Source organism: Brucella sp. (assembly GCF_032066345.1).
GTDB lineage: Bacteria > Pseudomonadota > Alphaproteobacteria > Rhizobiales > Rhizobiaceae > Brucella > Brucella pseudogrignonensis.
Window position 1 is genome coordinate 114,607 of sequence record NZ_DAMBKZ010000012.1, and the last position, 23,088, is coordinate 137,694.

A 23,088-nucleotide genomic window follows, 5' to 3' on the forward strand; every position below is an offset into this window, starting at 1 on the left:
CCCCCATCAATAATTTAAAGAGAGCGCATGGCTGAAATTCTCTTTTACCACCTGACAGAATCGACACTGGATGAAGCCCTGCCGGGGCTTGTAGAACGCTCCCTCGGGCGCGGTTGGCGTGTGACGATTCAGGCCGTGAGTGATGAAAGACGGGATGCGCTCGATAGTCTGCTTTGGACATTCTCTGACACATCTTTCGTGGCTCATGGCACCGACAAGGAACCGCACCCTGAACAGCAGCCGGTGCTACTGACAACCTCGGAAGCCAATCCCAACGGAGCAACGGTTCGCTTTCTCGTGGAAGGTGCTGCATTGGAACAAGCGGGCGGCTACGAGCGACTTGTTGTCATGTTTGACGGGCATGATCAGGATCAGCTCGAACATGCTCGCGCGCAGTGGAAAGCCTTCAAGACGGAGAACCACGATTTGACCTACTGGCAACAGACACCAGATCGTCGTTGGGAGCGCAAAGCCTGATGCGTGCAATTTTCGTTGCGATGATTATTGCGGGTTTTGGTCTCGCCCTTGGTTATCCCTGGTATGTGCGTCACTTCACTGGTGACGAGATTGGCCGTTGGCCAATTCTGGAAAGCCGTCAGGGTGGCTTCATCACACAGGAAATCAAGCTTGAGGCGAGCGACGCGCCTGTACGTATTTTCCTCGATGCAGTGCCGCTGCCTGGCTATGTGCCTGCCGAGCGCCGCTCGGCCGTAACGCTGGCCGTGAGCCGGAATGGAGTTCCCGTTCTGTCGCAAGGTCTCGATTTCGCTTCGACCAGTAGCTCTATTAACACAGATCGCCCGCAGGATGGCAGCGTGTTGCGCCAGAGTGCAGGCGATATTGATCCGGTTTTATCCGGCACTTATGCTTTCCGCGCCGTGCAGGGCAATACGGATGGCCTGCAACTCTCCAAAGTCGAACTGGTGCTTAGGCGAGGGGCTGAAGAAGCTGATGAGACCTACACCACGATTGGCCTCATCATTGGCGTGCTCGGCGTTTATGCGCTTATGCGGACGCGTATTCGCCGCCCGCAAGTTTAATCAGCCATTGCCTCTTCATATTCGGAAGACATTTCAAGCCATTTGTCTTCCGCATCGGCAAGCGCTGATTTCGCTTCGCTCATCTCTTTATTGATCCGGATCGCTTTCTGTGGTTCCTTTTCATAAAGAGCGGGGTCTTCCAGCTGCGATGTGAAGCCGTGAATCTGTTTCTGCAGTTTCTGCATCAAGCTCTCGGTTTCTTTAATCTTTTTGAGCAGGGGCGCCAGTGTTTCGCGCTTCTGGGCGGCAAGTTTACGCTGTTCCGCCTTGTTGACCTTCGGGCCTTCTTCGCGCTCTGAGGCCTGTTCACCCTTGGCATCGGCGAGAACAATCTGGCGGTATTCGTCCAGATCGCCATCAAATGCTTTTACGCGACCCTCACGCACCAGCCATAGCCGCTCCATGGTCGCTTCGATCAGGTGACGATCATGCGCGATCAGAATAACGGCGCCGTTGAAGGCGTTGAGAGCGTGAACCAGTTCCTCGCGGCTATCAATATCAAGGTGGTTGGTCGGTTCGTCGAGGATCAGCAGGTTTGGGCCATGGAAAGTCGCAAGGCCCATTAGCAGGCGTGCCTTTTCACCACCTGAGAGATCCTTGGCGGGCGTCAGCATTTTCTCAGTCGAAAGCCCCATCTGGGCAACGCGTGCACGAACTTTGGCTTCAGGTTCAAGCGGCATCAGCTTGCGCACATGCTCGATCGCGTTGTCTTCCGGTATCAGATCATCCATCTGATGTTGGGCAAAGAACGCAACTTTCAGATTGGGCGAAAGCGTGAGATTGCCTTTTTCGGGCTGCAACCGACCGGCAATCAGCTTGGCGAGCGTCGACTTACCATTACCGTTGGAGCCGAGCAGCGCAATGCGATCATCATTGTCGATGCGCAGCGTGACGTTTCGCAACACAGGCTTACCCGGCACATAGCCGACATCGGCATGGTCAAGCGCGATGATTGGCGAGGCGGCTTTCTTTTCCGCGTCAGGGAAGCGGAACGGCTGCACATTGCTTTCGACGTAAAGGTCTATTGGTTTCAGCTTTTCCAGCGCCTTCATACGCGATTGCGCCTGTCTGGCCTTCGACGCCTTGGCACGGAAGCGTTCCACAAAAGCTTCCATGTGTTTGCGATGTGCTTCCTGTTTCACATGGGCTTTTTGCTGAAGCTCCAGCATTTCATGACGTTGCCGCTCGAACTGATCATAGTTGCCACGCCAGAAGCTGATTTTCTTCTGATCAAGATGCATGATTGATGACGTAGCAGAATTCAGCAGATCGCGATCATGGCTGATGATGATGACGGTATGCGGATAGCGCTTCACATAATCAACAAGCCACAACACGCCTTCAAGATCGAGATAGTTGGTCGGTTCATCGAGCAACAGCAAATCCGGCTCAGCAAAAAGCACTGCTGCGAGTGCCACGCGCATACGCCAGCCGCCCGAGAAAGCGGATGCAGGGCGGCGTTGTGCTTCTGTGTTGAAACCGAGACCGGACAGGATCGCGCCCGCGCGTGATTCCGCCGAATGCGCATTGATATCGGCCAGTCGGGTATGAATTTCGGCAATGCGATGCGGATCGGTCGCTGTTTCAGCTTCTTCGAGAAGTGCTGTTCGTTCCTTATCCGCCTTCATGACGATTTCTATCAGCGCATCTTCCGTGCCGGGAGCTTCCTGAGCCACCTGACCAATGCGTGTGTTCTTCGGCAGAGAAATGCTGCCGGTCTCGGAAGCCATATCACCGGTAATCACGCGGAAAAGCGTGGATTTTCCAGTGCCGTTGCGGCCAACAAAACCCGTCTTCGATCCCGCAGGCAGTGTGACACTGGCGTGGTCGATCAGAAGGCGTCCGGCGATGCGTACAGAGATATCGTCAAGAATAAGCATGGTGAGAAGGCTTTTGCACGGCTTGAGAAATTTCCGCAAGTATCATCTGAACCAATATCAGGCGAAGCGGCGTCCTGCTTCAGTGCGCTGAAACTGAATGAGATCAAGTGACGGCGCATCCGCGCTCAAACGCGTGAGTGCTGAATGAATTTGCCCGCGATGGTGCGTCTGATGATTAAAGAGATGAGCGAGTGCTGGCGCGACGCGTTGGCTGATGGTGCGCACATTGGTTGCCGTCATATAGGTGAAGCGTCCTGCGAGCTGTGCGGCATTCATGCTTTCAACATAGTTGCAGATACGTTCGTCTTCTGCCTTCCTCATATCCCGTAGCTTGATGAAATCGTCGGTTATGATGGCATCAAGCTGGTTGGGGTGATCACCTTCGCCGGTGAAGCGCTTCATCCAGATGCGATCCGTCACCAGAAGATGATTGAAAGTACGATGGATCGAGCCGAAGAAAAGGCCGAGGTCGAGCCTGTAATCGACATCGCTCAGATCGGCCGCTGCGGAATAGAGCAGTTCATTGGCCCAGCGATTATAATAGGCGAACATTTGAAAGTGCTGTTCCATCTTTCCCCCGCATGTGAATCGAATTTACACATCTATGCAGTCAATTTTCTGCCGTCTCAAGATGATAAGAGGCAAGGCTGAGGGGCTACCCCTTGGCAATTGAGGCTATCAACGCTATAGAGCCTCACTTTTCAAATTTTCCATCAAACAAGGTGTCATAATGGCAATCGAACGTACCTTCTCCATGATCAAGCCTGATGCGACCCGCCGCAACCTGACCGGTGCTATCACCGCTAAGCTCGAAGAAGCTGGTCTGCGCGTTGTCGCTTCCAAGCGCGTATGGATGAGCCTGCGTGAAGCTGAAGGCTTCTACGCTGTTCACAAGGAACGCCCTTTCTTTGGCGAACTGACTGAATTCATGTCTTCCGGCCCAACCATTGTTCAGGTTCTCGAAGGCGAAAACGCAATTGCCAAAAACCGTGAAGTCATGGGCGCAACCAACCCTGCAAACGCAGACGCTGGTACGATCCGCAAGGAATTCGCTCTGTCGATCGGCGAAAACTCGGTTCACGGTTCGGACGCTCCTGAAACAGCTGCTGAAGAAATTGCTTACTGGTTCTCCGGCACCGAAATCGTCGGCTAATTGCTTATAGATGAATTGAAAAAGCCCGGTCTCTCGACCGGGCTTTTTTATTTAAGCATTGAGGCGATCAAAGGCTTTGTGCAAGCCTTGCCAACTCGTCACCACCTTCATCGATCAGGACGAGTTTTCCAGAATCCATTTTATATGAACGCGTCTTGCCAAGCACATCAAGGAATTTGCGTTCCTGATTCATCAGTGCAGGCGGGCATTGCATATAGGTGGAGCCAATCTCGGCGAATGAAATATTGCTGCCCGAGATCGTCGCCTTGCTCATGAAGCGGTTGCAGCCGCCCGAGCCGCTGACAGTGCCGTTTGAATCAACCAGAAGGGTGGTCTGGGCAGTATCGACTACGCCGCCGCCTTGAATGTCTTCTGCGAGCCAATCCTTGCCTTCAATACCAATGGCAACCGATTCATCCGCGCTTTTACGAACCATTACGACTTTAAGTTCAATTGGTTCCTGAGGGTTTTTCGGGTCAACTGTGTAACGTTCGTCGGTTACAAACCAAAGCGTGTCACCTGCAACAATGCGCGCCTGAAGGGCATAGGTGTGTTGCGGCTCGATCTCATCAGTATCGAAATTGATTGCAAAAGGGATTGGCGATCCCTGTGGTGCTTCTATCCGCGTTTCACCGATGGTCTTGGATGGCGCATCGGCAAGAGAAACATCGGTGAGCTGCACAACAAGGTGCGCTTCTGGTGGGAGAGCGATGCGCTCGCGATAAACAACCTTACCGCTGATTGTCTTGTCAGCGGCAATACTGGCAGTCGGCATGGACGTCGTAAAAAACATGGCAGCACCGCCGAGCACACCAATACCCGCAGTGAGCGCTGCCACGATTGAAAGAGTTTTCGTCAGTCCTTTTAGCATCGCCAAATCCGAAACTTCCGTTCCCCGCATTTGTTGTCATGTGCTTTGAGCGGCGCTAACAATCTGTCGATTGGTTCATTGGCCCAAGCTCAATGGCATCAAGATTCATGAGGCAGACAATAAACGCCGCTTCATGTGAAAATTGTGGCAGCGCGGTAACACGCTATCCAAAATACCCTATATTCTAGTGGCTTAAATAGTTAATTCGCCATTAAATAGCGCGAGCGAAATTCTTTCCAATGTAAAAAAGAATTTCATCTGCGACAACTTGCCCAAAAGAAGAAGCGTTCAGTGCTTCTGCCAGCGTTCTCGACTTTGGTCGTCTTCAGCCTTTGATTCGACCCAGCTGCCGGTGCCGCCATCGATCAAATGCTCGCGTTTCCAGAACGGCGCTCCAGTTTTCATGAAGTCCATCAGGAATGACGCGGCTTCAAAAGCGGCCTGACGATGAGCTGATGCCGTGACGACCAGGACAATGTTTTCGCCTGGTTTAACAAGACCATAGCGATGGATGATAGAAATGCCCGATAAAGGCCAACGGCTGATCGCTTCATCGACAATACGACGAATCTCTGCTTCCGCCATGCCGGGATAGTGTTCCAGTTCAAGGGCGGAAAGCTTGCCGCCTTCATCACGACAAAGGCCGGTAAACGTAACGATTGCACCAATATCCTTGCGGCCTTCGCCAAGCTTGCGGATTTCTTCAGCAACGTCGAAATCGTCGGAGCGCACGCTCACAAAAAGCGGGCATGTCGCTTGTCTGGACATTTCAACCACCCGTCATGGGTGGGAAAAGCGCTACTTCATTGCCGTCTTTGACGAGTTCGTCATGTTCGGCATGTTCCTGATTGATGGCCGCGCGAATGACCGTCTCGTGCTCGAAAGCAGCTTCATACTCTTCGCCGAGGTTTTTGAGGTGAGAGATGAGCTCCCCAACACTGATGGTCTGGGAAGGAAGTTCGATAACCTCTTCTCCCTTGCCGATCTTCTCACGCACCCAGGCGAAATAGACGAGATTTACGCGCATAGTTTTAGTCCATGACGTGTTTGAGGCCAGCGCGGAAATAATCCCAACCGGTGTAAAGTGTCAGGATCGCAGAAATCCACAGCAGGCCAATGCCCATTTCAGTCGTATATGGTAGGACTTTGTCCCCGGCAGGGCCAGCAAGAAGGAATGCAAGTGCTACCATCTGTGCAGTGGTCTTCCACTTTGCCAGCTGAGAAACCGGAACGCTAACCTTCAGCTCAGCGAGATACTCGCGCAGGCCAGATACCAGAATTTCACGGCAAAGAATGATGATGGCTGCCCAGAGCGTCCATCCAGCAATTGTTCCATCGGCTGCAAGCAACAGCAGGCAAGCGGAAACAAGAAGTTTGTCAGCAATCGGATCAAGCATACGGCCGATCGTTGATGTCTGCTGCCAGATACGAGCCAAATAGCCATCGAAGAAATCTGTGATGCTGGCGATGGCGAAAATTGCAAGCGCCGTCCAGCGAGACGTGTCACTGGATTGCAGACGTCCCTCCACGAAGAAGCACAAAACGACAAGCGGAACGGCGATAATCCGTCCGTAAGTCAGAATGTTAGGCAAGGAGAGAGTGTGATTTTTCCGCATAGCACCGCCGCATTCGTTATGAGAGCACATCAACAGGGATGAGAAAGAAAATCAACACCTGCGGACGTGTTCTACCGGGACGTAATGACGCCTGTGGAAGATTAGCTGCCCAAACCCGGACAAAATTACGTCAACGGTCGTGAAAATGATCGTGAATGGTCTTCGCCATGGCTTCAGAGATGCCATCAATCTGCATCAGATCTTCAACTGCAGCACGAGATACGGCTTTCGCGGTTCCGAAGTGATGCAAAAGTGCTCGCTTTCTTGAGGGACCGATTCCCGCAATCTCATCCAGCGGATTGGCGACCATTTCCTTCTTGCGACGCGCACGATGCGTGCCGATGGCAAAACGGTGCGCTTCGTCGCGCATACGCTGAACGAAATAAAGAACGGGATCGCGTGGCGGCAGTGTGAAAGGTGGTTTGCCCTCGATAAAGAAACGTTCGCGCCCAGCTTCGCGGTCAACGCCCTTGGCAATGCCAATGGCTGTCACAAGATGGCTTATGCCAAGTTCGCCCAAAATCTGGCGCACGGCTCCAACCTGTCCCTGACCGCCGTCGATTAGAATGAGGTCCGGCCAGGCAGGGAAAACATCACTGATGGCTTCCGGGCTTTCCGTATCAATTACTGGCTCCGGCGCAGCATGTTCTTTAACCAGTCGCGAGAATCGGCGCTCGATCACTTCGCGCATCATGCCAAAGTCATCGCCGGGCGTGATGTCGGTCGATTTAATATTGAACTTGCGATACTGATTCTTGACGAAGCCTTCAGGGCCGGCAACGATCATGCCGCCGACTGCATTCGTACCCATGATATGCGAGTTATCGTAAACTTCGACACGGCGTGGCGCATTGGGCAAACCGAATGCCTCGGCCAGTCCTTTGAGCAGTCTTGCCTGCGAGGATGTTTCTGCCAGACGACGTCCCAGCGCTTCGCGGGCATTGGTCAGGGCGTGGTTGACCAACTCCACCTTTTCGCCGCGTTGTGGAACATTGACCTGAACGCGATGTCCCGCGCGCGATGAAAGTGCTTCAGCGAGAAGCGACTGATCTTCGACTTCTTCTGAAAGAAGAACGAGCTTCGGGCAGGGCTTGTCATCATAAAATTGCGACAGGAACGCGCCAAGAACTTCCGCTGCTCCAAGCGAGCTGTCGGCTTTCGGAAAATAGGCGCGATTGCCCCAATTCTGACCGGTACGGAAGAAGAAGACCTGAATACAGGTCATGCCACCTTCCTGATGGATTGCGAAAACGTCGGCTTCTTCAACCGTCTGCGGGTTGATGCCCTGATGCGATTGCACATGGGAAAGTGCGGCAAGACGATCACGATAGACCGCCGCGTGTTCAAAATCGAGATCGGCGGACGCTGCCTGCATGGCCGCTGCCAGATGATCCTTCACCCTCTGGCTCTTGCCGGAAAGGAAGGCCTTGGCCTCACTGACAAGCTCTGCATAATCTTCGTCGCTGACCTCATGCGTACAAGGGCCGGAACAGCGCTTGATTTGATAAAGCAGGCAGGGGCGGGTGCGCGTTTCAAAAACTGAATCCGTGCAGGTGCGCAGCAGGAACGCGCGCTGAAGCGCATTGATCGTGCGACCAACGGCACCCGCAGAAGCAAAAGGGCCGAAATACTCGCCTTTGCGCGAGCGTGCACCACGATGCTTGAAAATGCCGGGCGCGCGATGTCCGCCACTAAGCAGAATATAAGGAAACGATTTGTCGTCACGCAGCAGAACGTTAAAGCGTGGGCGCAAGCGTTTGATAAGATTCGCTTCCAGCAGCAGCGCTTCGGTCTCTGTACGCGTAACAACGAATTCCATCGTCGCCGTTTCGCCGATCATACGCGTGATACGGTTGGAATGTCCGATGCCGCGCGCATAGTTGGAGACGCGTTTCTTGAGGCTGCGGGCTTTGCCGACATAAAGCACGTCACCATCGCTATTGAACATGCGGTAGACGCCGGGATTATTTGGCAAACGCTTGACGAAAGCATTGATAATGTCTGCGCCGCTTAAGCCTTTTGTATCTGGCAGACCATCTGACGAATCCCACTGAATGGAATCGGCCGCCGAGGCAACAGCAGGCGTTTCCTCGATTGCATCATCGTCGTCATCGTTCTCTGCATCGCCCATGATAATGCCCGCCACATCCTGCTCATCATCCGATGGCAGGCGTGAAATAGGATCATCATTGGGCTTGCGTGGTCCAGTCATTCTTTAATTCCTGCTATATCCGGCGTTTCCCATGCCAGATGCTGACCGCCATCAAGCGCAATCATCTGGCCAGTTACGGAACGGCTTTCCCAGAAATAGCGAATAGTGCGTCCAAATTCGGACAAATCAGGTGCGCGCTGCAATGGCAGATGGCTCACTTGTAACTCAAAGTCACTGATATCCTGACGCTCGCTGGGCAGCGTGGGGCCGGGAGCAATGGCATTGACACGAATACGTGGTGCAAGTGCCTGCGCAAGCGTACGCGTCGCATTCCAGAGCGCCGTCTTCGACAACGTATATGAAAAGAAGTGCGGGTTCAGCTTCCAGACACGCTGGTCGATGACATTCACAATGAGGCCGTCTTTACCTTCCGGCAGAGCCTTGGCCAATTCTTCAGCAAGGATCACCGGTGTTTTCAGATGAATCGCAAAATGGCGATCCCAAAGCTGCATATCAAGATTGCCGATGCGATCGTCTTCAAACAATGAAGCATTGTTGACCAGCAAACGAATCGGTCCCAATTGCGCTTCTGCCTGTTGCAGCAAGCCACGAACATCAGTTTCATTCGCCAGATCAGCCTGCACAACACCGGCTTTTCCGCCGTTATCCACGATTTTGGCCGCCAGTGCCTGACCTTCCGCAACTGAGCGGTTACAATGGATAGCTACCGGAAAGCCATGTGCTGCCAGATCTTCGACAATGGCTTTTCCTATGCGTCTTGCGCCTCCCGTCACCAGAACAGGGCAATTTGCAAGCAGGTTGGTTTCCGGATTTTCCAACAGGGTAAACACTTTCTTATCGTGATTCATCGCTTCGATTCATGCCATTTTGCCGGAAAAAATACAGCTAAAAATAGAGGGGATGCCGATTACTGCTGACAAAAACCTAGCAAATTCAGTAGTTTCGATTTGACCCAACTTTTTCTGTCCCAAAATAGTGGTTCTCTATTTTCCTATATAAGCGCCTGAAACGAGCGTTGCGAGAATGCAACATCGCAATTTTGCCACCTTCTCGTCAGGTTCTCTCCACAGAAGGGGGCAGATCGTGCCGCAATTACCGACGATATGTCAGTCCTGTCAGCGCGGCATGAGCGGTTCACTCCCGAAATTGCTGCTCACCCGATAAGGGACCGCGCTAAAGGTAATTTAGTCAAGGAGAATGCTATGCGCACTCTTAAGTCTCTCGTAATCGCCTCGGCTGCGCTGCTGCCGTTCTCTGCAACTGCTTTCGCTGCTGACGCCATCATGGAACAGCCTCCTGTTCCAGCTCCTGTTGAGATGGCTCCACAGTACAGCTGGGCTGGTGGTTACACCGGTCTGTACCTCGGCTACGGCTGGAACAAGGTAAAGACCAACACCGACGGCGCAATCAAGCCTGACGATCTGAAGGCTGGCGCATATGCTGGCTGGAACTTCCAGCAGGACCAGTTCGTATACGGTGTTGAAGGTGACGCAGGTTACTCTTGGGCCAAGAAGTCCAAGAATGGTCTTGAAGCCAAGCAGGGCTTCGAAGGCTCGCTCCGTGGCCGTCTTGGTTACGACCTGAACCCAGTTATGCCTTACATCACTGCTGGTGTTGCTGGCTCGCAGGTTAAGCTCGACAACGGCGTTGAAGACGAAAGCAAGTTCCGCGTTGGTTGGACTGCTGGTGCCGGTCTCGAAGCTAAGCTGACCGACAACATCCTTGGTCGCGTTGAATACCGCTACACCCAGTTCGGTAACAAGACCTACGACCTCGGAACCGAATCGGTTCGCAACAAGCTCGACACCCACGACATCCGCGTCGGCGTTGGCTACAAGTTCTAATTACTACGTAATTGAACGAAAAAACCGGGTAGAAAACTACCCGGTTTTTTTTTATTGCCTGATTTTCTATGGCATTCAGCGAACGAGAGTGAACGATCGTACGCGAAACGCGCTACAGCATAATTCCCTAAAACTGAATCAGTTTAAGGTAAAATTATGCTGTAAACATAAAGTGTTAGAGCGATCTTTGTTGGCCCAGTAGGGTGCGCGGCGCTTTAAGCGTGTGGCAGAAGTTTTGAAAGCTCTGGATGCAGCTCTTCAAATCGCTTCATCCAGCGCTTGAGCTTCGGACGACCGCGCTCCCATTTGCCTTCAAAGCGCAGCCCCAGATAACCAAGGGTGGCAGCCACCGCCAGATGACCGCCATGCAGCTTGCCAGCAAGGCGCGGTGGAGCTTCATTTAGAAGATCGAGTGCACGTTCGGCCTTACGCCATTGCAGATCCAGCCATGGCTGATGCACTTTTTCTTCCGGGCGCATACGACGCTCGTAAACATGGGCGAGCAGAACGTCAGCCAAACCGTCTGCAATCGCTTCAAAACGCTCAGCATCCGTACGCTTTTCGGCATTGCGCGGAAAAAGCTTGTTCCCCGATACGCGGTTCAAATATTGCATGATCGCTCGGCTATCGAAGACGGGCTTGCCATCATCTGTAAGCAAGGTCGGGATTTTACCCAATGGATTGGCGCTGACGAGGTTATCCGGTTCTGCCGAGGTGGTAACGACCACGCTTTCAAACGGGATGCCTGCATGGGCTGCGGCCATACGCACCTTGGCGCTATACGGCGAGGCGGGCGAATAAAGGATCTGAGTCATCACGATTCCTGAGGTTTAGGACTATCTTGTCGCGGGCATCATAACGGATCGGCTGCGACATGCATTGGCGTTAACCTGTTCGCAGGCACGAAACTTCAGGTCTTTCGTCATGCAGATGCGCACTTCCTGAAGGTAATTTCTATTGCAGGCGACCGATATTCCGTCCGGCTTCATTCCCGGATTGGCGGTTACAAACGCTTTTTCAACAAGCATCGGATCAACACGACGGTTTCCAGCCATGCTCCGAAGGCTCGGAGGGATGTTCACATGCTGATAGGCTTGACGGACGGTTGCGAAATATTCGTTCTGAGGAAGGCCGGAGCAGCTTCCATGCTTGCGCCATTGATGCGCGACCAGCCCTGTGGACGGCATGATATCCGAAATGCTTGAAACGATTTGTCGGGGAACAAAACTGCCACGGCTGCGAGCATTGTCGAACTGACAATTGGCCGGATAGCCCCATTCGTTTTGTGGCCAAAGCCCATGAACGACAAAACTGAAAGGGCGATTGGTCCCGCATTGCTGCCTGTTTGCTCTCGGACCTTCCGAAGCGCAATAGCTTGGCGACCATGAAAGAGACAGCACATAGAAATCAAATTTACCGGGGCTGCTGTTGCCCCGGTCTTGCGCCACTGCGGGTAGCGCTGCAAAGGAAGTGGCAAGAAGGGCGGCTGAGATCGCCGCCAGTTTGCGCAGCATTGCCTATCCTATCAACGTAGGACGCGGCATTTTGCGTCGTACACGGCCCAGCGATCAAAGCCATCTACGCAAAATTCGACATTCTTGCCGACGCCTGCAAAGCCCTGACCTTCTTCAACCATGTACCAGACCGAACGATTCTGGCCATCGCTGAGAACAGCCGTTGCCTTGCAATAGGTGCGCTCGATCTGGGCCGGATTGTTCTTTGGCTCATAGCGGGTCAGGCGAACATCGCTCATTGCAGAAATGCCAACCTGTGGAAGGTTTGGTACGTTGCGAACCTGATAGCCGAAATCAGAAACGACGCTGCGCAGAATGCTCTGCTGACTGCAAAGACCGGCATCACCAACGGCTGTCGGTGCTGATGTCAGATAATCTGCAGCATTTGCGGGCAGGGAAGCGAACGTCAGGGGAAGAACCGATGCAGCCAGAAGTGCTGCACGAGAAAACTGTCCGATGCGATCCAACTTGCGTTGCATATCTCTATCCTGTCTCACAATTCGAGCGTGATGCTCGTTTTATTAAATTGGCTGAGTTGCAGTTTCTTTCAGCAACGGGCAGCGGTCAAGTGCGATCCGTCTCGCTGCGTATCCATTGAATGCTGAAATTGCTCCCCTTTTCTTCACTAAGCAACTTGGTAAGGCAGGGAAGCAGGGTTTGCATCTCACTTTCCAGTGTATAGGGCGGATTGACGACAATCATTCCAGTGCCATCAAGCCTCGGCTCAAGCGATGGTGCGCGAATCGCAAGTTCAATGCGCATGATCTTCGGAATTTCGGTTTCCCGCAGACGCTTTGAGAACCGTTCCGTCTCTTTACGGTCCTTGACTGGATACCAGAGCGCATAAGTACCGCCGGGAAAACGCTTGTAAGCCTTAACCAGCCCGTCAACGAGGCGATCAAATTCGCCTTCTATTTCAAACGGCGGATCAACCAGCACCAGACCGCGTTTCTCCTTAGGCGGCATATGTGCGCCGAGCGAAAGCCAGCCATCAAGCTCAATGACGCGCGCCTGATAATCGCCGTCAAACAGCTTCGCCAGCTTTTTGGCATCCTGCGGATGAAGTTCCAGTGCCGACAAGCGATCCTGTTTGCGTAAAAGATGACGGGTCAGAAGCGGCGAGCCGGGGTAATGCCGCAGATCTTTACCATTGTTCACCGCGCGCACCACGTCGAGATAAGGCTGCAACAATTCAATGGCGGCTGCTGGGATTTCGTCTTTTTCGACTGCATCGAAAACACGGCTGATCCCGCCGGTCCATTCGCTGGTTTTGCCAGCTTCGGTGCCGCGCAGATCGTAAAGGCCGATACCCGCATGGGTATCGATCACGCGAAAGGCTTGATCCTTGCGCTTGAGATATTCAACAATGCGGGAAAGGATGACGTGCTTGACAACATCGGCAAAATTCCCGGCGTGATAGGCGTGACGATAATTCATGTTCGCGCTTGTTTCATGCCTCGTCGCTTTCGGCAATATCCCTGCTTCACCAAATGTGACATATAACTGTCATCATCCGCTCTCATCCGAGTCGAGTCTTCCATGTCTGGTAGCGTACTGCTGATTGTCCTTTGTGGCGCGTTTTTCCACGCAAGCTGGAATGCTATCGTCAAAGGAGGCAGTGACAAATTTTTCGCAGCCGCCTGCATCACCGGTGCTGCTGGTCTGATTTCACTGTTTTTCCTGCCTTTTTTGCCACTGCCGCATCCATCGAGCTGGATTTTCATAGGCCTCTCGACCATAACGCAGATATTCTACATGTCTCTGGTCGCAGCTGCCTATAAATCGGGTGACATGAGTGAAGCATATCCGATCATGCGCGGCACGCCACCTTTGCTGGTGGCACTTGTCAGCGCACCTTTGATTGGTGAAGCCATTGGCTGGGGCGGCTGGGTAGGCATTATCCTGATCTGTAGCGGCGTTCTTGCAATGGCGCTCGAAGCGCGACGTCGTAACGGCGGCACATCGAGCAAAACCGCTTTGCTTGCGCTTGCCAATGCAGGTTTCATTGCAACTTATACCATCATTGATGGCGTCGGCGTACGTGCATCGGGTAACACGCTGTCCTATACGCTGTGGCTGTTTCTGATAAACGCTTTTCCGCTCGGGTGCTGGGCGCTTTATCGTGAGCCGGATCGTTTTCTCAATTATGTTCGTAACCGATGGCGCCCGTCGCTGATTGGCGGAATTGGCACTTTGGCCTCTTACGGCTTGGCACTGTGGGCAATGACAATGGCTCCAATCGCGGTCGTCGCAGCTTTGAGAGAGACGGCAATCCTGTTTGGTGTTCTCATTTCAGCACTTATTCTCAAAGAGAAAGTGGGCCTGCCACGTTTTCTGGCTGCGGGCTTCATTGTGCTCGGTGCCATTACCTTGAGACTTTCTTGAAAATCTATTTCGTCGCAGGTAGTTCAATACGTCAGAAATTCGTTTCTGTGGAACTTCGCTTGCGCTAAAAAGCGCTATGAACCAGCCATCCCCCAGATCAAATATCAAAATCGGACATTCTGCCTGTCCGCATGACTGCCCTTCCACCTGTGCGCTTGATGTCGAGCTGCTGGATGAGCGTACAATCGGCCGCGTCCGTGGTGCGAAGGACAACAGCTATACCGCGGGTGTGATCTGCGCCAAGGTTGCCCGCTATGCGGAGCGTGTTCATCACCCGGATCGCCTGAAACATCCGCTCATTCGCGCCGGCCGTAAGGGTGACGGCGAGTGGAAGCAGGCATCCTGGGAAGCCGCGCTTGATCTGATCGCCGAACGCTTCATAAAGGCCGAACAGACCTATGGCAGCGAAACTGTCTGGCCATATTACTATGCTGGCACAATGGGGCTCGTGCAGCGCGATTCCATCAATCGCCTGCGCTATGCCAAACGCTATTCGAACCAGTTTGACAGTTTCTGCACCAATATGGCGTGGACCGGCTATTTTGCTGGTACCGGCAGCCTGACAGGCCCGGACCCCCGTGAGATGGCAAAGGCCGATGTGGTCGTCATCTGGGGGACCAACGCCGCAGCCACGCAGGTCAATGTGATGACCCATGCGGTACGGGCACGAAAAGATCGCGGTGCCAAGATCGTTGTCATCGACATCTACGCCAATGCGACCGTGCGACAGGCGGATATGGGCATTGTGCTGAAGCCCGGAACGGATGGCGCTTTTGCCTGCGCTGTCATGCACGTCCTGTTTCGTGATGGTCTTGCGGACTGGGATTATCTCAATCGCTACACCGACGATCCGAAAGGGCTGGAAGCTCATCTTGAAACCCGCACACCGGAATGGGCGGCTGAAATCACCGGCCTGAGTGTCGAGGAAATCGAAGCTTTTGCACATCTGGTGGGTCAGACCAAGCGCACCTATTTCCGGCTTGGCTACGGCTTTACGCGCCAGCGGAATGGCGCTGTGAATATGCACGCCGCAGCATCGATTGCTTGTGTGACGGGCGCGTTCTTACACGAGGGCGGCGGCGCATTTCATTCCAATTCCGGCATCTTCAAGATGGATAAGCGCGAGATTGAAGGCAGCGCAATGCAGGATAAAAGCCTGCGTTTCCTCGATCAGTCGAAGATCGGACGTATTCTTACCGGCGATAGCGAAGCGCTATATGGTGGCCCGCCCGTAACAGCGATGCTGATCCAGAACACCAATCCAATGAATGTGACGCCAGAACAGCGTCTGGTGCGTCAGGGTTTTGCCCGTGAAGACTTGTTTGTTGCCGTGCATGAACAGTTCATGACTGATACGGCCAAAATGGCCGATGTACTTTTGCCAGCGACCACATTTCTTGAACATGACGATATTTACCGTGGTGGCGGACAGCAGCATGTGGTGCTGGGGCCAAAGCTGATCGAGCCTCTTGCAGATGCTCGCCCGAATGTCTTTGTCATCAACGAGTTGGCTGAGCGTCTGGGCGTCGCACATCTGCCGGGCTTTAACGTCGATGAGCGTACGTTGATCGACAACATGAATGCCAACAGCGCTCTTCCGCATTTCGATGACTTGAAGGAAAAACGCTTTGTCGATTTGCAGCCTCCATTTGAGGAAGCACATTACATCAATGGCTTCCAATGGCCGGATGGCAAGTTCCGCTTCCGTCCCGACTGGACCGGCAGCCCGTCACCAAACAAACCACCGGAAGTCATGGGCCTGCAAGGGCCACATCACTCCATTCCAGAATTTCCAGACTATTGGAATGTGATTGAGGCCGTGGATGCCGAACATCCATTCCGTCTCGCCACATCGCCTGCCCATAATTTCCTGAATTCGACATTTGCGGAAACACCGACATCTCTCACGAAGGAAATCCGGCCAGAGCTTCTAATCCACCCGGATGATGCCGCTCAACTGGATATCGCAGATGGCGAGCGGATTGAAATCGGCAATCATCGTGGTGAAGTTGTGCTTCATGCAGTGTTGCGCGCTGGTCAAAAGCGCGGTGTCGTTGTGTCCGAAGGTATTTTCCCGAACTCCACCTTTGAGCGGGGTGAGGGGATTAATACGCTGATCGGTGCGGAGCCTGCGGCGCCATATGGCGGTCTGGCAGTTCACGACACCAAAATCTGGATCAGAAAACTTTGATGAAATAAAAAAACCGCGCTTAATTTAAATTAAGCGCGGTTTTTGATTGTATCAGGCCGGATTAGCCTGCGTAATTCAGCTTGAGCTTGGAGAGGCCAACAGCTGCGTTGAGGCCTTTCTGGCCCTGAACCGAAATTGGCTGCAGCGAAATTGTCTTCCACGAGCCGCCGGTCAGGATGTTGGTGCCCGCGCCAATGCCGATTGAGGCATTTGCCGATGCGCCGACATAGCGGCCCTTGAGCGCGCCTTCAGGGCGAACGGTTGGAGCCCAGACAGCCCATGCAACGGTGCCGCCATTGATGAAGCCGATATCTACGCCGATTTTTGTGATGTTGCCGGTGTAACGCTCTACCGGGCCGCGACCGCGAACAGGGCTGAACACACAATCCACGTCCTGCTGGCTGCCGATAATGACGCCGATTGCAGGGGAAATATCACAAGTAAGAGTGCCAACTTCCGAACGCGGCTGGGTGCGACCTGAGCCGGGAGGCGCTACGAAGTCAGCAGCAAGAGCAGGGGCAGTGATAGCAATGCCCGAAACGACGGCCATAGCCGACAGGAAGGAAGTCGAAAAACGGAGAGACATGATGTTGTCCTCTAATAAACACATACTGAAAGAGACGCTTATGCGACTCTCACGGGTTGCCGAAGCAGCTTCCCTTACGAACCTGAATTAGGGCATTTTCGCGAGAATTAAAGTTTTGTTAACAAAAATATTCGGGTGTGATTAATTTGTCGCGTTTAATCGCGCTTTTGTAACTCAGGCGCTGATCACCATCGCATCTTGCGACAGGCCTATTTCCGCGTCACCACTGGCAAATTTGCTGAGCGCAAGCGCGTAAATCTTATGCTCTGCTTTCAAAACGCGCGCAGCAAGACTGCTTTCCGTGTCGCCTTCGACGATAGGCACAGCGGCCTGTGCCAAAATCGGACCTTCATCCATGCCTTCCGTCACCAAATGCACGGTGCAGCCAGCAAGTTTCATGCCTGCGTCAAGCGCACGCTGATGCGTGTGAAGGCCTGCGAAAAGCGGCAACAGCGAAGGATGAATGTTGAGGATACGACCTTCATAAGGCGCAATAAACTTAGCTGACAACAGCCGCATGTAACCTGCAAGGCAGATAATATCCGGGTTGAGCAGCGCAAGCGCCTCAAGGATTGCATCTTCATGCGCATCCTTGGAGGCATAATCTTTGCGGGTAAATACCTGCGTTTCGATGCCCGCGGCCTGCGCTTTGGCTAGTCCGCCTGCATCTGACTTATCAGAGAGAACCGAGACGATTTCGGCTGGAAAATCGGGTGCCTGAGCAGCGCGGATCAGCGCTTCCATATTGGAGCCGCTGCCCGAGATGAAAATGACGACCCGTTTGCGGTTCATAGTTTCAGCGTGCCCTGATAGACGACGCCTTCGCCTTCACGCTTGACCATGCGGCCGAGTGTTGTGACGTTTTCGCCTTCATTGGTCAGGGCTGCAATCACTTCATCCACCTTGTCCGGTGTGACAACAGCGATCATGCCGATGCCGCAGTTGAAGGTGCGCAGCATTTCGAGTGGTTCGACACCGCCGGTCTTTGCAAGCCATGAGAATACGGCAGGAACATCGATTGCATCGAGATTGATTTCAGCCGCAAGACCTTCTGGCAGAACGCGCGGGATATTGTCCGGGAAACCACCGCCAGTAATATGAGCTAATGCCTTGATACCATCCGAAGCACGGATAGCGGCAAGCAACGGCTTCACATAAATGCGGGTCGGCTCCAGCAGGGCTTCACCAAGCGTTGCACCTTCCTTGAACGGCGCATCAGACTTCCAGCCAAGGCCGGACATTTCGACAATGCGACGAACCAGAGAGAAGCCGTTGGAGTGAACGCCCGACGACGAAAGGCCGATAATGATGTCGCCTTCCGAAACATCGCCGCGCGGCAGCAGACGGTTGCGTTCAGCAGCGCCAACTGCAAAACCAGCCAGATCGTAATCGCCATCGCGATACATGCCGGGCATTTCAGCGGTTTCACCGCCAATCAGCGCACAACCAGCCTGAAGGCAACCTTCCGCAATACCCGATACAATAGCTACGCCCTGATCAGGCGACAGCTTGCCGGTTGCAAAATAATCAAGAAAGAACAGTGGCTCTGCACCCTGAACGACGAGATCGTTCACGCACATGGCAACAAGATCGATACCAACAGTGTCGTGCTTGTCTGCATCGATTGCAATTTTGAGCTTTGTGCCAACGCCATCATTGGCTGCAACCAGTACCGGATCGGTGAAACCTGCCGCTTTGAGATCGAAGAGACCGCCAAAACCACCAATTTCGCCATCTGCGCCGGGACGACGCGTGGAGCGAACAAGTGGCTTGATCTTGTCGACCATCAGATTGCCGGCATCGATATCGACACCCGCTTCAGCATAAGTCAGTCCATTTTTTCTGGCGGGGTTATTTTCCGTGGTCATCACCTGCTCCTGAAACTGGCCTGAAACGGGGCTGTGCCCCTAGTGGGGAATAATGAGGGCGCAATGACATGAGATTGCGTGTCCTGCAAGGCCAGAAGGCCGGAAAAGCGCAAAACATCGCAGGAATCTACTGAAATTTCCGCGATTGTGGATTTGCAGTAACCTGTCAATGCATAGCCAGCGCCGCGCTCATAAGCATTGCAATCTTTTTGCTACGATCTAACTATCTCTATCTGCCTGCGCTTACGAGAATAGTAACACCGACGTATTATAGCTGAGACGCGGGAAATATCTTTGCAGAGAATGGATCAAAATGGCCAAGAAACCAGCGCCTGCGCGTGACACGACGACCAAGACGATACAGCAAACTGAAGCTGTAGCGCGGGATGGCGATATTCACGTCAATGTGGAAGTCGGCGGCTTTACAGGTTCTGTCGTTCGTCGTCAGGCCATGTTCTGGACCTGTACTGCGGCGATATTCCTTCTGTTTCTGGTGATTTTCAGCCCGGTTCTTCTGCCCTTTGTGGCAGGCATGGCGCTGGCATACTTTCTTGATCCTGTTGCAGACCGTCTGGAACGGCTGGGTCTGTCGCGACTGGCTGCAACGATTGTCATTCTGCTGGTCTTCCTGATGATACTCGTCGTCGGGTTGATGATCATCATACCGGTGCTTGCGACACAGCTCGCAGACTTCATCTCCAAGCTACCGGATTATATCTCGCAGTTGCAGGCGCTTCTTGCCAATGAGAATTCGAGTTGGCTGAAACGCTATATCGGTATCGATAGCTCGGTCATTCAGGAAAACCTCAGCACGCTCCTGCAACAGGGCGCCGGTTTCCTCTCCACATTGCTCCAGTCCCTGTGGAATTCGGGGAAATCTCTCATTGATATTGCGGGCCTTTTCATCGTTACGCCGGTGGTTGCGTTCTACATGCTGCTCGACTGGGATCGCATGGTTGATCGCATCGATTCATGGGTTCCTCGCAGGCAGCTTTATACCGTCCGCGGCATTGCTCGTGACATGGATGCAGCGGTGGCGGGCTTCGTGCGCGGGCAGGGTACTTTGTGTCTCATTCTCGGCACCTATTACGCTATCGGCCTGACCCTGACCGGACTTAACTTTGGCCTGCTTATCGGCTTTTTTGCGGGGCTTATCAGCTTCATTCCCTACATCGGTTCCTTCGTTGGTCTGACGCTTGCAATCGGTGTTGCGCTGGTCCAGTTCTGGCCGGATTGGATCATGATTGTGGCTGTTGCCGCCGTGTTTTTCCTGGGCCAGTTTGTCGAAGGAAACATCCTCCAGCCAAAGCTCGTCGGATCGTCTGTGGGCCTGCATCCGGTCTGGCTGATGTTCGCTCTGTTCGCCTTCGGTTCTCTGTTTGGCTTCACTGGAATGCTGGTTGCAGTGCCAGCTGCGGCAGCGGTCGGGGTGCTTGTGCGTTTTGCCCTGAATCGCTATCTCCATTCTCCGATGTATGACCCTGCTTACAAGCGTTCGCATTCAGATGTCGGACCGCTGATAGAGGCGGGCGAGAATACAGGCAAAGAGAAATGAAATTGAAACGTAACCGGGTAAGGTTTTCAGGAGAAAGCGATGAGTGACGCGCCGCGTCAGATTCCGCTCGCCCTTGAGCATCAGCCCGGCTATCACCGCGAAGACATCATGGTCACGGGGTCGAACCGTGCGGCGGTGGACCTTATCGACCGTTGGCCGAACTGGGTTGCTCCGGTGGTTATTCTTGCCGGGCCGACGGGCGCGGGTAAAACACATCTTGCAGAAGTGTGGCGTGCAGCAACAGGTGCGTTGCTGGCTGATCCAAAATCTATCAGCGAGCGCGTAGTGCATGGTGCTGCGGAATATCCTGTGCTGATTGATAATATCGGTGGCGCACGTTTTGACGAAACAGGCCTGTTTCATCTCATTAACAGCGTTCGGCAGAATGCAGCCCTTGGTCCGGGACCATCGCTGCTGATGACTTCGCGTCTTCTGCCCGCAAACTGGAAAGTCAAACTTCCCGATCTTGCATCGCGCCTCAAGGCGGCGACAGTGGTGGAAATTGCCGAACCGGACGACATGCTGCTGGGTGGTGTTATTCACAAGCTCTTTGCTGATCGACAGATCAGCGTTGAACCGCATGTGGTGAGTTATCTGGTCAGCCGCATTGAACGCTCGCTTCTGTCAGCGATTCAGATTGTCGATCGTCTTGATAACGCCGCTATGGAGCAGAAAACGCGCATAACGCGCACGCTTGCCGCGCAGGTTTTGTCCGAAGCTGGTCACGGTGAGGGATGAAGGTCGCTGTCACTGGAGCTGGCGGATTTATCGGAAGTGCTGTTCTGCGCGAGCTGGCCGGCAATGGACACGAAACGCTCGCTCTTTCACGCGATGCGCTTTTGGCGCCAGACTTTGACGGCGTTGATGCGGTCGTTCATTGTGCCGCTCTAGCGCATCGAACTGGTGCCGAACGCCCGCAGGCGGATGAGTTTGAAGCTGTCAATCATCGCCTGACAGTCGAGCTTGCAGAAAAAGCCAGACAGGCCGGTGTACGCCGTTTTATCTTTGTCTCAACAATCTACACGATTGCAGGCAATCCATCGCCGTTAATGCCGGATATGCCGTTTTCACCGCGTGATGATTACGGCCATGCCAAAGCGAAGGCCGAAGCAGCATTGCTTGCGATGCGTGGTATTGAGGTGGTTATTACGCGTCCGGTGCTCGTTTATGGCCCAGATGCACGGGCCAATCTGCGCGCTTTAATGAAGCTTTGCGACACAGGACTACCGCTTCCCTTTGGTTTGGCCGACAACCGGCGCAGTTTTGTCTCGCTGGAAAACGTGGCGCGTGCATTAGTGTTTCTCGTCAATGCACAGAAAGATAAGGTTTCAGGCCAAACTTTCCATCTCGCTGAGCCAGAACCCCGCTCAACCCGCGAACTTGTCTCAAAAGCCCGCAAAGCAATGGGCCGTTCGTCACGGTTGCTGCCGGTGCCAGCCTTTCTTATGAAGGTTTTGCTGACGCTTGTGGGCAGACAGACGCTTTATGAGCAGCTGTTCGGCAACATGGTCGCCGATACCTCGTCGCTGCTCGCAATTGGCTTTGACTATCTGCCGGGTGATCCGCAAATCGCAGCCATGGCAATAGCCGCACAGAAAATCTAGTTTTTCTGTCCAACGGCCATTGGCGGCTGAATGCGTGCCTTCTGCACGACGGGTGCCGCTGGAGTTGGTGCTTGCGTCTTCTTGGCAATCGAGCCGGTGGTCATCATTTGTGCGCTGTCGGGCTTGTTACGGCCACCGAGCAACTGATCTTCATGAACCCAGCCAATTATATTGGTTGAAGGCACGACCACACGATGCCACTTGCCGGTCTTACCATAGGAGCGCATTTCGCGACCCTTCTCGACTGTACCGATAGCCGGTGAGCGATCCCATGCGTTCTTGTGAATGGTGAGTTTTGCCTTGGCATAAATCACCGATGGAGAATGAGCGGCCGTATTGGTGCCGCGCGGTGGCATCGGCAATGCGCGTGCGGATGCAGGGGGAGGCGGCGGTGGAGCCACTTTCTGTGTCGCGACTGCGGGCTTTGAAACCTCAATTGCGGCTTGCTGCACAGGCTTGGCCGGTGCCGGCGCTACCAATGCGGCCGGGCGTGGCACCGGACCCACCGCGCCAGCATAATCTCTGCTTTGCGACTTCTTTTCGACCACGGCCTTCTCGGCAGGTTGTCTGGCTTCAACCTTGGCAGGAGCAGACGAAGTGGTTGTCGGGACAGTGCGTTGGAACAAGGCGGTCAATGCTGCTTGTGGGCTTTTATGCTGAGCCGTTGCCCACAGGCTAAACGCACCCAATCCCAAAATAGCGCCAAGCGCCAGAATTGGTGCTGATGAACCTGAACTGTTCTTGCGCCCGGTAGAACGCCCGGTTGAGCGTTTTGTCGGGCGGGAACTCCGTTTCCGTGGCGCCATTT

General features: G+C 53.7%; 25 protein-coding genes. 9 read left to right on the plus strand and 16 right to left on the minus strand.

The features are described 5' to 3' along the window. The first annotated feature begins 27 nt into the window (after window positions 1-27). Window positions 28-477, plus strand: coding sequence for a DNA polymerase III subunit chi (locus RT142_RS15815; protein WP_007874334.1), 450 nt, complete (start codon window positions 28-30; stop codon window positions 475-477). Further along, window positions 477-1,040 carry a type IV secretion system effector BspB gene (gene bspB, locus RT142_RS15820; RefSeq protein ID WP_079211711.1) on the plus strand — a complete coding sequence of 188 codons (564 nt, stop codon included), beginning with the start codon at window positions 477-479 and terminating at the stop codon, window positions 1,038-1,040. The genes RT142_RS15815 and bspB overlap by 1 nt, the downstream gene beginning before the upstream one ends. Here bspB and RT142_RS15825 read toward each other — a convergent pair. Together RT142_RS15825 and RT142_RS15830 are read right to left on the minus strand one after the other, a co-directional pair. Then, window positions 1,037-2,920 (minus strand): ABC-F family ATP-binding cassette domain-containing protein, encoded by a 1,884-nt coding sequence (locus RT142_RS15825; RefSeq protein WP_112805018.1) that lies wholly within the window; start codon window positions 2,918-2,920, stop codon window positions 1,037-1,039. The two genes, bspB and RT142_RS15825, sit on opposite strands and share 4 nt — an antisense overlap. Window positions 2,921-2,977: 57 nt before the next feature. Next, a complete protein-coding gene (locus RT142_RS15830; RefSeq protein ID WP_007874340.1) occupies window positions 2,978-3,490 on the minus strand; it encodes a DinB family protein in 513 nt (170 codons plus the stop codon). 160 nt (window positions 3,491-3,650) lie between these two features. Between RT142_RS15830 and ndk the strand changes: the two genes are divergently transcribed. Next, window positions 3,651-4,073: a nucleoside-diphosphate kinase gene (gene ndk / locus RT142_RS15835; protein WP_007874342.1), complete on the plus strand. Its 423-nt coding sequence runs from the start codon at window positions 3,651-3,653 to the stop codon at window positions 4,071-4,073. Between the two features lie 67 nt (window positions 4,074-4,140). Here the strand turns inward: ndk and RT142_RS15840 are convergent, their stop codons facing one another. The 6 genes from RT142_RS15840 to RT142_RS15865 all read right to left on the minus strand — a co-directional run bounded on the left by RT142_RS15840 (window position 4,141) and on the right by RT142_RS15865 (window position 9,581). Continuing rightward, complete coding sequence (locus tag RT142_RS15840) at window positions 4,141-4,944, minus strand: YbaY family lipoprotein (protein WP_007874349.1); 804 nt, start codon at window positions 4,942-4,944, stop codon at window positions 4,141-4,143. A 288-nt stretch (window positions 4,945-5,232) separates the two neighbouring features. After that, a complete protein-coding gene (locus tag RT142_RS15845) occupies window positions 5,233-5,712 on the minus strand; it encodes a molybdenum cofactor biosynthesis protein MoaE (protein WP_079211713.1) in 480 nt (159 codons plus the stop codon). Window position 5,713: 1 nt separating this feature from the next. After that, window positions 5,714-5,971 (minus strand): molybdopterin converting factor subunit 1, encoded by a 258-nt coding sequence (gene moaD / locus RT142_RS15850; RefSeq protein ID WP_007874351.1) that lies wholly within the window; start codon window positions 5,969-5,971, stop codon window positions 5,714-5,716. Window positions 5,972-5,975: 4 nt separating this feature from the next. Next, the gene (pgsA, locus tag RT142_RS15855) at window positions 5,976-6,560 is read right to left on the minus strand and encodes a CDP-diacylglycerol--glycerol-3-phosphate 3-phosphatidyltransferase (RefSeq protein WP_007874352.1); all 585 of its coding nucleotides are present in this window, start codon (window positions 6,558-6,560) and stop codon (window positions 5,976-5,978) included. A 130-nt stretch (window positions 6,561-6,690) separates the two neighbouring features. Beyond that, window positions 6,691-8,772 carry an excinuclease ABC subunit UvrC gene (gene uvrC / locus RT142_RS15860; protein WP_313029868.1) on the minus strand — a complete coding sequence of 694 codons (2,082 nt, stop codon included), beginning with the start codon at window positions 8,770-8,772 and terminating at the stop codon, window positions 6,691-6,693. Beyond that, window positions 8,769-9,581 carry an SDR family oxidoreductase gene (locus RT142_RS15865; protein ID WP_313029871.1) on the minus strand — a complete coding sequence of 271 codons (813 nt, stop codon included), beginning with the start codon at window positions 9,579-9,581 and terminating at the stop codon, window positions 8,769-8,771. Before RT142_RS15865 ends, uvrC begins: the two co-directional genes overlap by 4 nt. Before the next feature lie 354 nt (window positions 9,582-9,935). Here RT142_RS15865 and omp25 point away from each other — a divergent pair, with 354 nt between their 5' ends. After that, on the plus strand, window positions 9,936-10,577 hold the full coding sequence (omp25, locus tag RT142_RS15870) for an outer membrane protein Omp25 (protein ID WP_007874355.1): 642 nt from the start codon (window positions 9,936-9,938) through the stop codon (window positions 10,575-10,577). 215 nt (window positions 10,578-10,792) lie between these two features. Here the strand turns inward: omp25 and RT142_RS15875 are convergent, their stop codons facing one another. The 4 genes from RT142_RS15875 to RT142_RS15890 form a co-directional block, all read right to left on the minus strand. After that, window positions 10,793-11,392, minus strand: coding sequence for a glutathione S-transferase (locus RT142_RS15875; RefSeq protein ID WP_105518349.1), 600 nt, complete (start codon window positions 11,390-11,392; stop codon window positions 10,793-10,795). Window positions 11,393-11,413: 21 nt separating this feature from the next. After that, a complete protein-coding gene (locus tag RT142_RS15880) occupies window positions 11,414-12,091 on the minus strand; it encodes a ribonuclease T2 family protein (RefSeq protein ID WP_313029874.1) in 678 nt (225 codons plus the stop codon). 11 nt (window positions 12,092-12,102) lie between these two features. Continuing rightward, complete coding sequence (locus tag RT142_RS15885; RefSeq protein ID WP_007874362.1) at window positions 12,103-12,570, minus strand: hypothetical protein; 468 nt, start codon at window positions 12,568-12,570, stop codon at window positions 12,103-12,105. An 85-nt stretch (window positions 12,571-12,655) separates the two neighbouring features. Then, the gene (locus RT142_RS15890; RefSeq protein ID WP_113498175.1) at window positions 12,656-13,528 is read right to left on the minus strand and encodes a 23S rRNA (adenine(2030)-N(6))-methyltransferase RlmJ; all 873 of its coding nucleotides are present in this window, start codon (window positions 13,526-13,528) and stop codon (window positions 12,656-12,658) included. Between the two features lie 102 nt (window positions 13,529-13,630). Here RT142_RS15890 and RT142_RS15895 point away from each other — a divergent pair, with 102 nt between their 5' ends. Both RT142_RS15895 and RT142_RS15900 read left to right on the plus strand, forming a co-directional pair. After that, window positions 13,631-14,476, plus strand: coding sequence for a DMT family transporter (locus tag RT142_RS15895; protein WP_007874366.1), 846 nt, complete (start codon window positions 13,631-13,633; stop codon window positions 14,474-14,476). A gap of 76 nt (window positions 14,477-14,552) precedes the next feature. Beyond that, window positions 14,553-16,667 carry a molybdopterin oxidoreductase family protein gene (locus tag RT142_RS15900; RefSeq protein ID WP_112805008.1) on the plus strand — a complete coding sequence of 705 codons (2,115 nt, stop codon included), beginning with the start codon at window positions 14,553-14,555 and terminating at the stop codon, window positions 16,665-16,667. Between the two features lie 61 nt (window positions 16,668-16,728). Here RT142_RS15900 and RT142_RS15905 read toward each other — a convergent pair whose 3' ends face one another. The 3 genes from RT142_RS15905 to purM all read right to left on the minus strand — a co-directional run bounded on the left by RT142_RS15905 (window position 16,729) and on the right by purM (window position 19,121). Next, on the minus strand, window positions 16,729-17,253 hold the full coding sequence (locus tag RT142_RS15905; RefSeq protein ID WP_105518354.1) for a DUF992 domain-containing protein: 525 nt from the start codon (window positions 17,251-17,253) through the stop codon (window positions 16,729-16,731). 174 nt (window positions 17,254-17,427) lie between these two features. Next, the gene (gene purN, locus RT142_RS15910; protein WP_112805006.1) at window positions 17,428-18,045 is read right to left on the minus strand and encodes a phosphoribosylglycinamide formyltransferase; all 618 of its coding nucleotides are present in this window, start codon (window positions 18,043-18,045) and stop codon (window positions 17,428-17,430) included. Next, complete coding sequence (purM, locus tag RT142_RS15915; RefSeq protein ID WP_007874370.1) at window positions 18,042-19,121, minus strand: phosphoribosylformylglycinamidine cyclo-ligase; 1,080 nt, start codon at window positions 19,119-19,121, stop codon at window positions 18,042-18,044. The genes purN and purM overlap by 4 nt, the downstream gene beginning before the upstream one ends. 313 nt (window positions 19,122-19,434) lie before the next feature. Here purM and RT142_RS15920 point away from each other — a divergent pair, with 313 nt between their 5' ends. The 3 genes from RT142_RS15920 to RT142_RS15930 are packed head-to-tail and all read left to right on the plus strand — an operon-like array spanning window position 19,435 to window position 22,280. Continuing rightward, window positions 19,435-20,676, plus strand: coding sequence for an AI-2E family transporter (locus RT142_RS15920; RefSeq protein ID WP_231193884.1), 1,242 nt, complete (start codon window positions 19,435-19,437; stop codon window positions 20,674-20,676). A gap of 39 nt (window positions 20,677-20,715) precedes the next feature. Further along, window positions 20,716-21,414: a DnaA regulatory inactivator HdaA gene (hdaA, locus tag RT142_RS15925; protein ID WP_007874374.1), complete on the plus strand. Its 699-nt coding sequence runs from the start codon at window positions 20,716-20,718 to the stop codon at window positions 21,412-21,414. After that, window positions 21,411-22,280, plus strand: a complete 870-nt coding sequence (locus RT142_RS15930; protein ID WP_313029884.1) for an NAD-dependent epimerase/dehydratase family protein — start codon at window positions 21,411-21,413, stop codon at window positions 22,278-22,280. Before hdaA ends, RT142_RS15930 begins: the two co-directional genes overlap by 4 nt. Here RT142_RS15930 and RT142_RS15935 read toward each other — a convergent pair. Next, window positions 22,277-23,086, minus strand: coding sequence for a hypothetical protein (locus RT142_RS15935; RefSeq protein ID WP_194778771.1), 810 nt, complete (start codon window positions 23,084-23,086; stop codon window positions 22,277-22,279). The genes RT142_RS15930 and RT142_RS15935 overlap by 4 nt on opposite strands. Window positions 23,087-23,088 lie beyond the last annotated feature (2 nt).

Coding starts and splice junctions, on each gene's coding strand:
- RT142_RS15830 (WP_007874340.1), bottom strand. CDS start 3,490: ATGGAACAGCACTTTCAAATGTTCGCCTATTATAATCGCTGGGCCAAT.
- uvrC (WP_313029868.1), bottom strand. CDS start 8,772: ATGACTGGACCACGCAAGCCCAATGATGATCCTATTTCACGCCTGCCA.
- RT142_RS15930 (WP_313029884.1), top strand. CDS start 21,411: ATGAAGGTCGCTGTCACTGGAGCTGGCGGATTTATCGGAAGTGCTGTT.
- RT142_RS15815 (WP_007874334.1), top strand. CDS start 28: ATGGCTGAAATTCTCTTTTACCACCTGACAGAATCGACACTGGATGAA.
- RT142_RS15875 (WP_105518349.1), bottom strand. CDS start 11,392: ATGACTCAGATCCTTTATTCGCCCGCCTCGCCGTATAGCGCCAAGGTG.
- hdaA (WP_007874374.1), top strand. CDS start 20,716: ATGAGTGACGCGCCGCGTCAGATTCCGCTCGCCCTTGAGCATCAGCCC.
- RT142_RS15885 (WP_007874362.1), bottom strand. CDS start 12,570: ATGCAACGCAAGTTGGATCGCATCGGACAGTTTTCTCGTGCAGCACTT.
- RT142_RS15935 (WP_194778771.1), bottom strand. CDS start 23,086: ATGGCGCCACGGAAACGGAGTTCCCGCCCGACAAAACGCTCAACCGGG.
- ndk (WP_007874342.1), top strand. CDS start 3,651: ATGGCAATCGAACGTACCTTCTCCATGATCAAGCCTGATGCGACCCGC.
- RT142_RS15920 (WP_231193884.1), top strand. CDS start 19,435: ATGGCCAAGAAACCAGCGCCTGCGCGTGACACGACGACCAAGACGATA.
- RT142_RS15825 (WP_112805018.1), bottom strand. CDS start 2,920: ATGCTTATTCTTGACGATATCTCTGTACGCATCGCCGGACGCCTTCTG.
- moaD (WP_007874351.1), bottom strand. CDS start 5,971: ATGCGCGTAAATCTCGTCTATTTCGCCTGGGTGCGTGAGAAGATCGGC.
- RT142_RS15845 (WP_079211713.1), bottom strand. CDS start 5,712: ATGTCCAGACAAGCGACATGCCCGCTTTTTGTGAGCGTGCGCTCCGAC.
- RT142_RS15895 (WP_007874366.1), top strand. CDS start 13,631: ATGTCTGGTAGCGTACTGCTGATTGTCCTTTGTGGCGCGTTTTTCCAC.
- omp25 (WP_007874355.1), top strand. CDS start 9,936: ATGCGCACTCTTAAGTCTCTCGTAATCGCCTCGGCTGCGCTGCTGCCG.
- purM (WP_007874370.1), bottom strand. CDS start 19,121: ATGACCACGGAAAATAACCCCGCCAGAAAAAATGGACTGACTTATGCT.
- bspB (WP_079211711.1), top strand. CDS start 477: ATGCGTGCAATTTTCGTTGCGATGATTATTGCGGGTTTTGGTCTCGCC.
- RT142_RS15840 (WP_007874349.1), bottom strand. CDS start 4,944: ATGCTAAAAGGACTGACGAAAACTCTTTCAATCGTGGCAGCGCTCACT.
- RT142_RS15890 (WP_113498175.1), bottom strand. CDS start 13,528: ATGAATTATCGTCACGCCTATCACGCCGGGAATTTTGCCGATGTTGTC.
- RT142_RS15865 (WP_313029871.1), bottom strand. CDS start 9,581: ATGAATCACGATAAGAAAGTGTTTACCCTGTTGGAAAATCCGGAAACC.
- RT142_RS15905 (WP_105518354.1), bottom strand. CDS start 17,253: ATGTCTCTCCGTTTTTCGACTTCCTTCCTGTCGGCTATGGCCGTCGTT.
- pgsA (WP_007874352.1), bottom strand. CDS start 6,560: ATGCGGAAAAATCACACTCTCTCCTTGCCTAACATTCTGACTTACGGA.
- RT142_RS15880 (WP_313029874.1), bottom strand. CDS start 12,091: ATGCTGCGCAAACTGGCGGCGATCTCAGCCGCCCTTCTTGCCACTTCC.
- purN (WP_112805006.1), bottom strand. CDS start 18,045: ATGAACCGCAAACGGGTCGTCATTTTCATCTCGGGCAGCGGCTCCAAT.
- RT142_RS15900 (WP_112805008.1), top strand. CDS start 14,553: ATGAACCAGCCATCCCCCAGATCAAATATCAAAATCGGACATTCTGCC.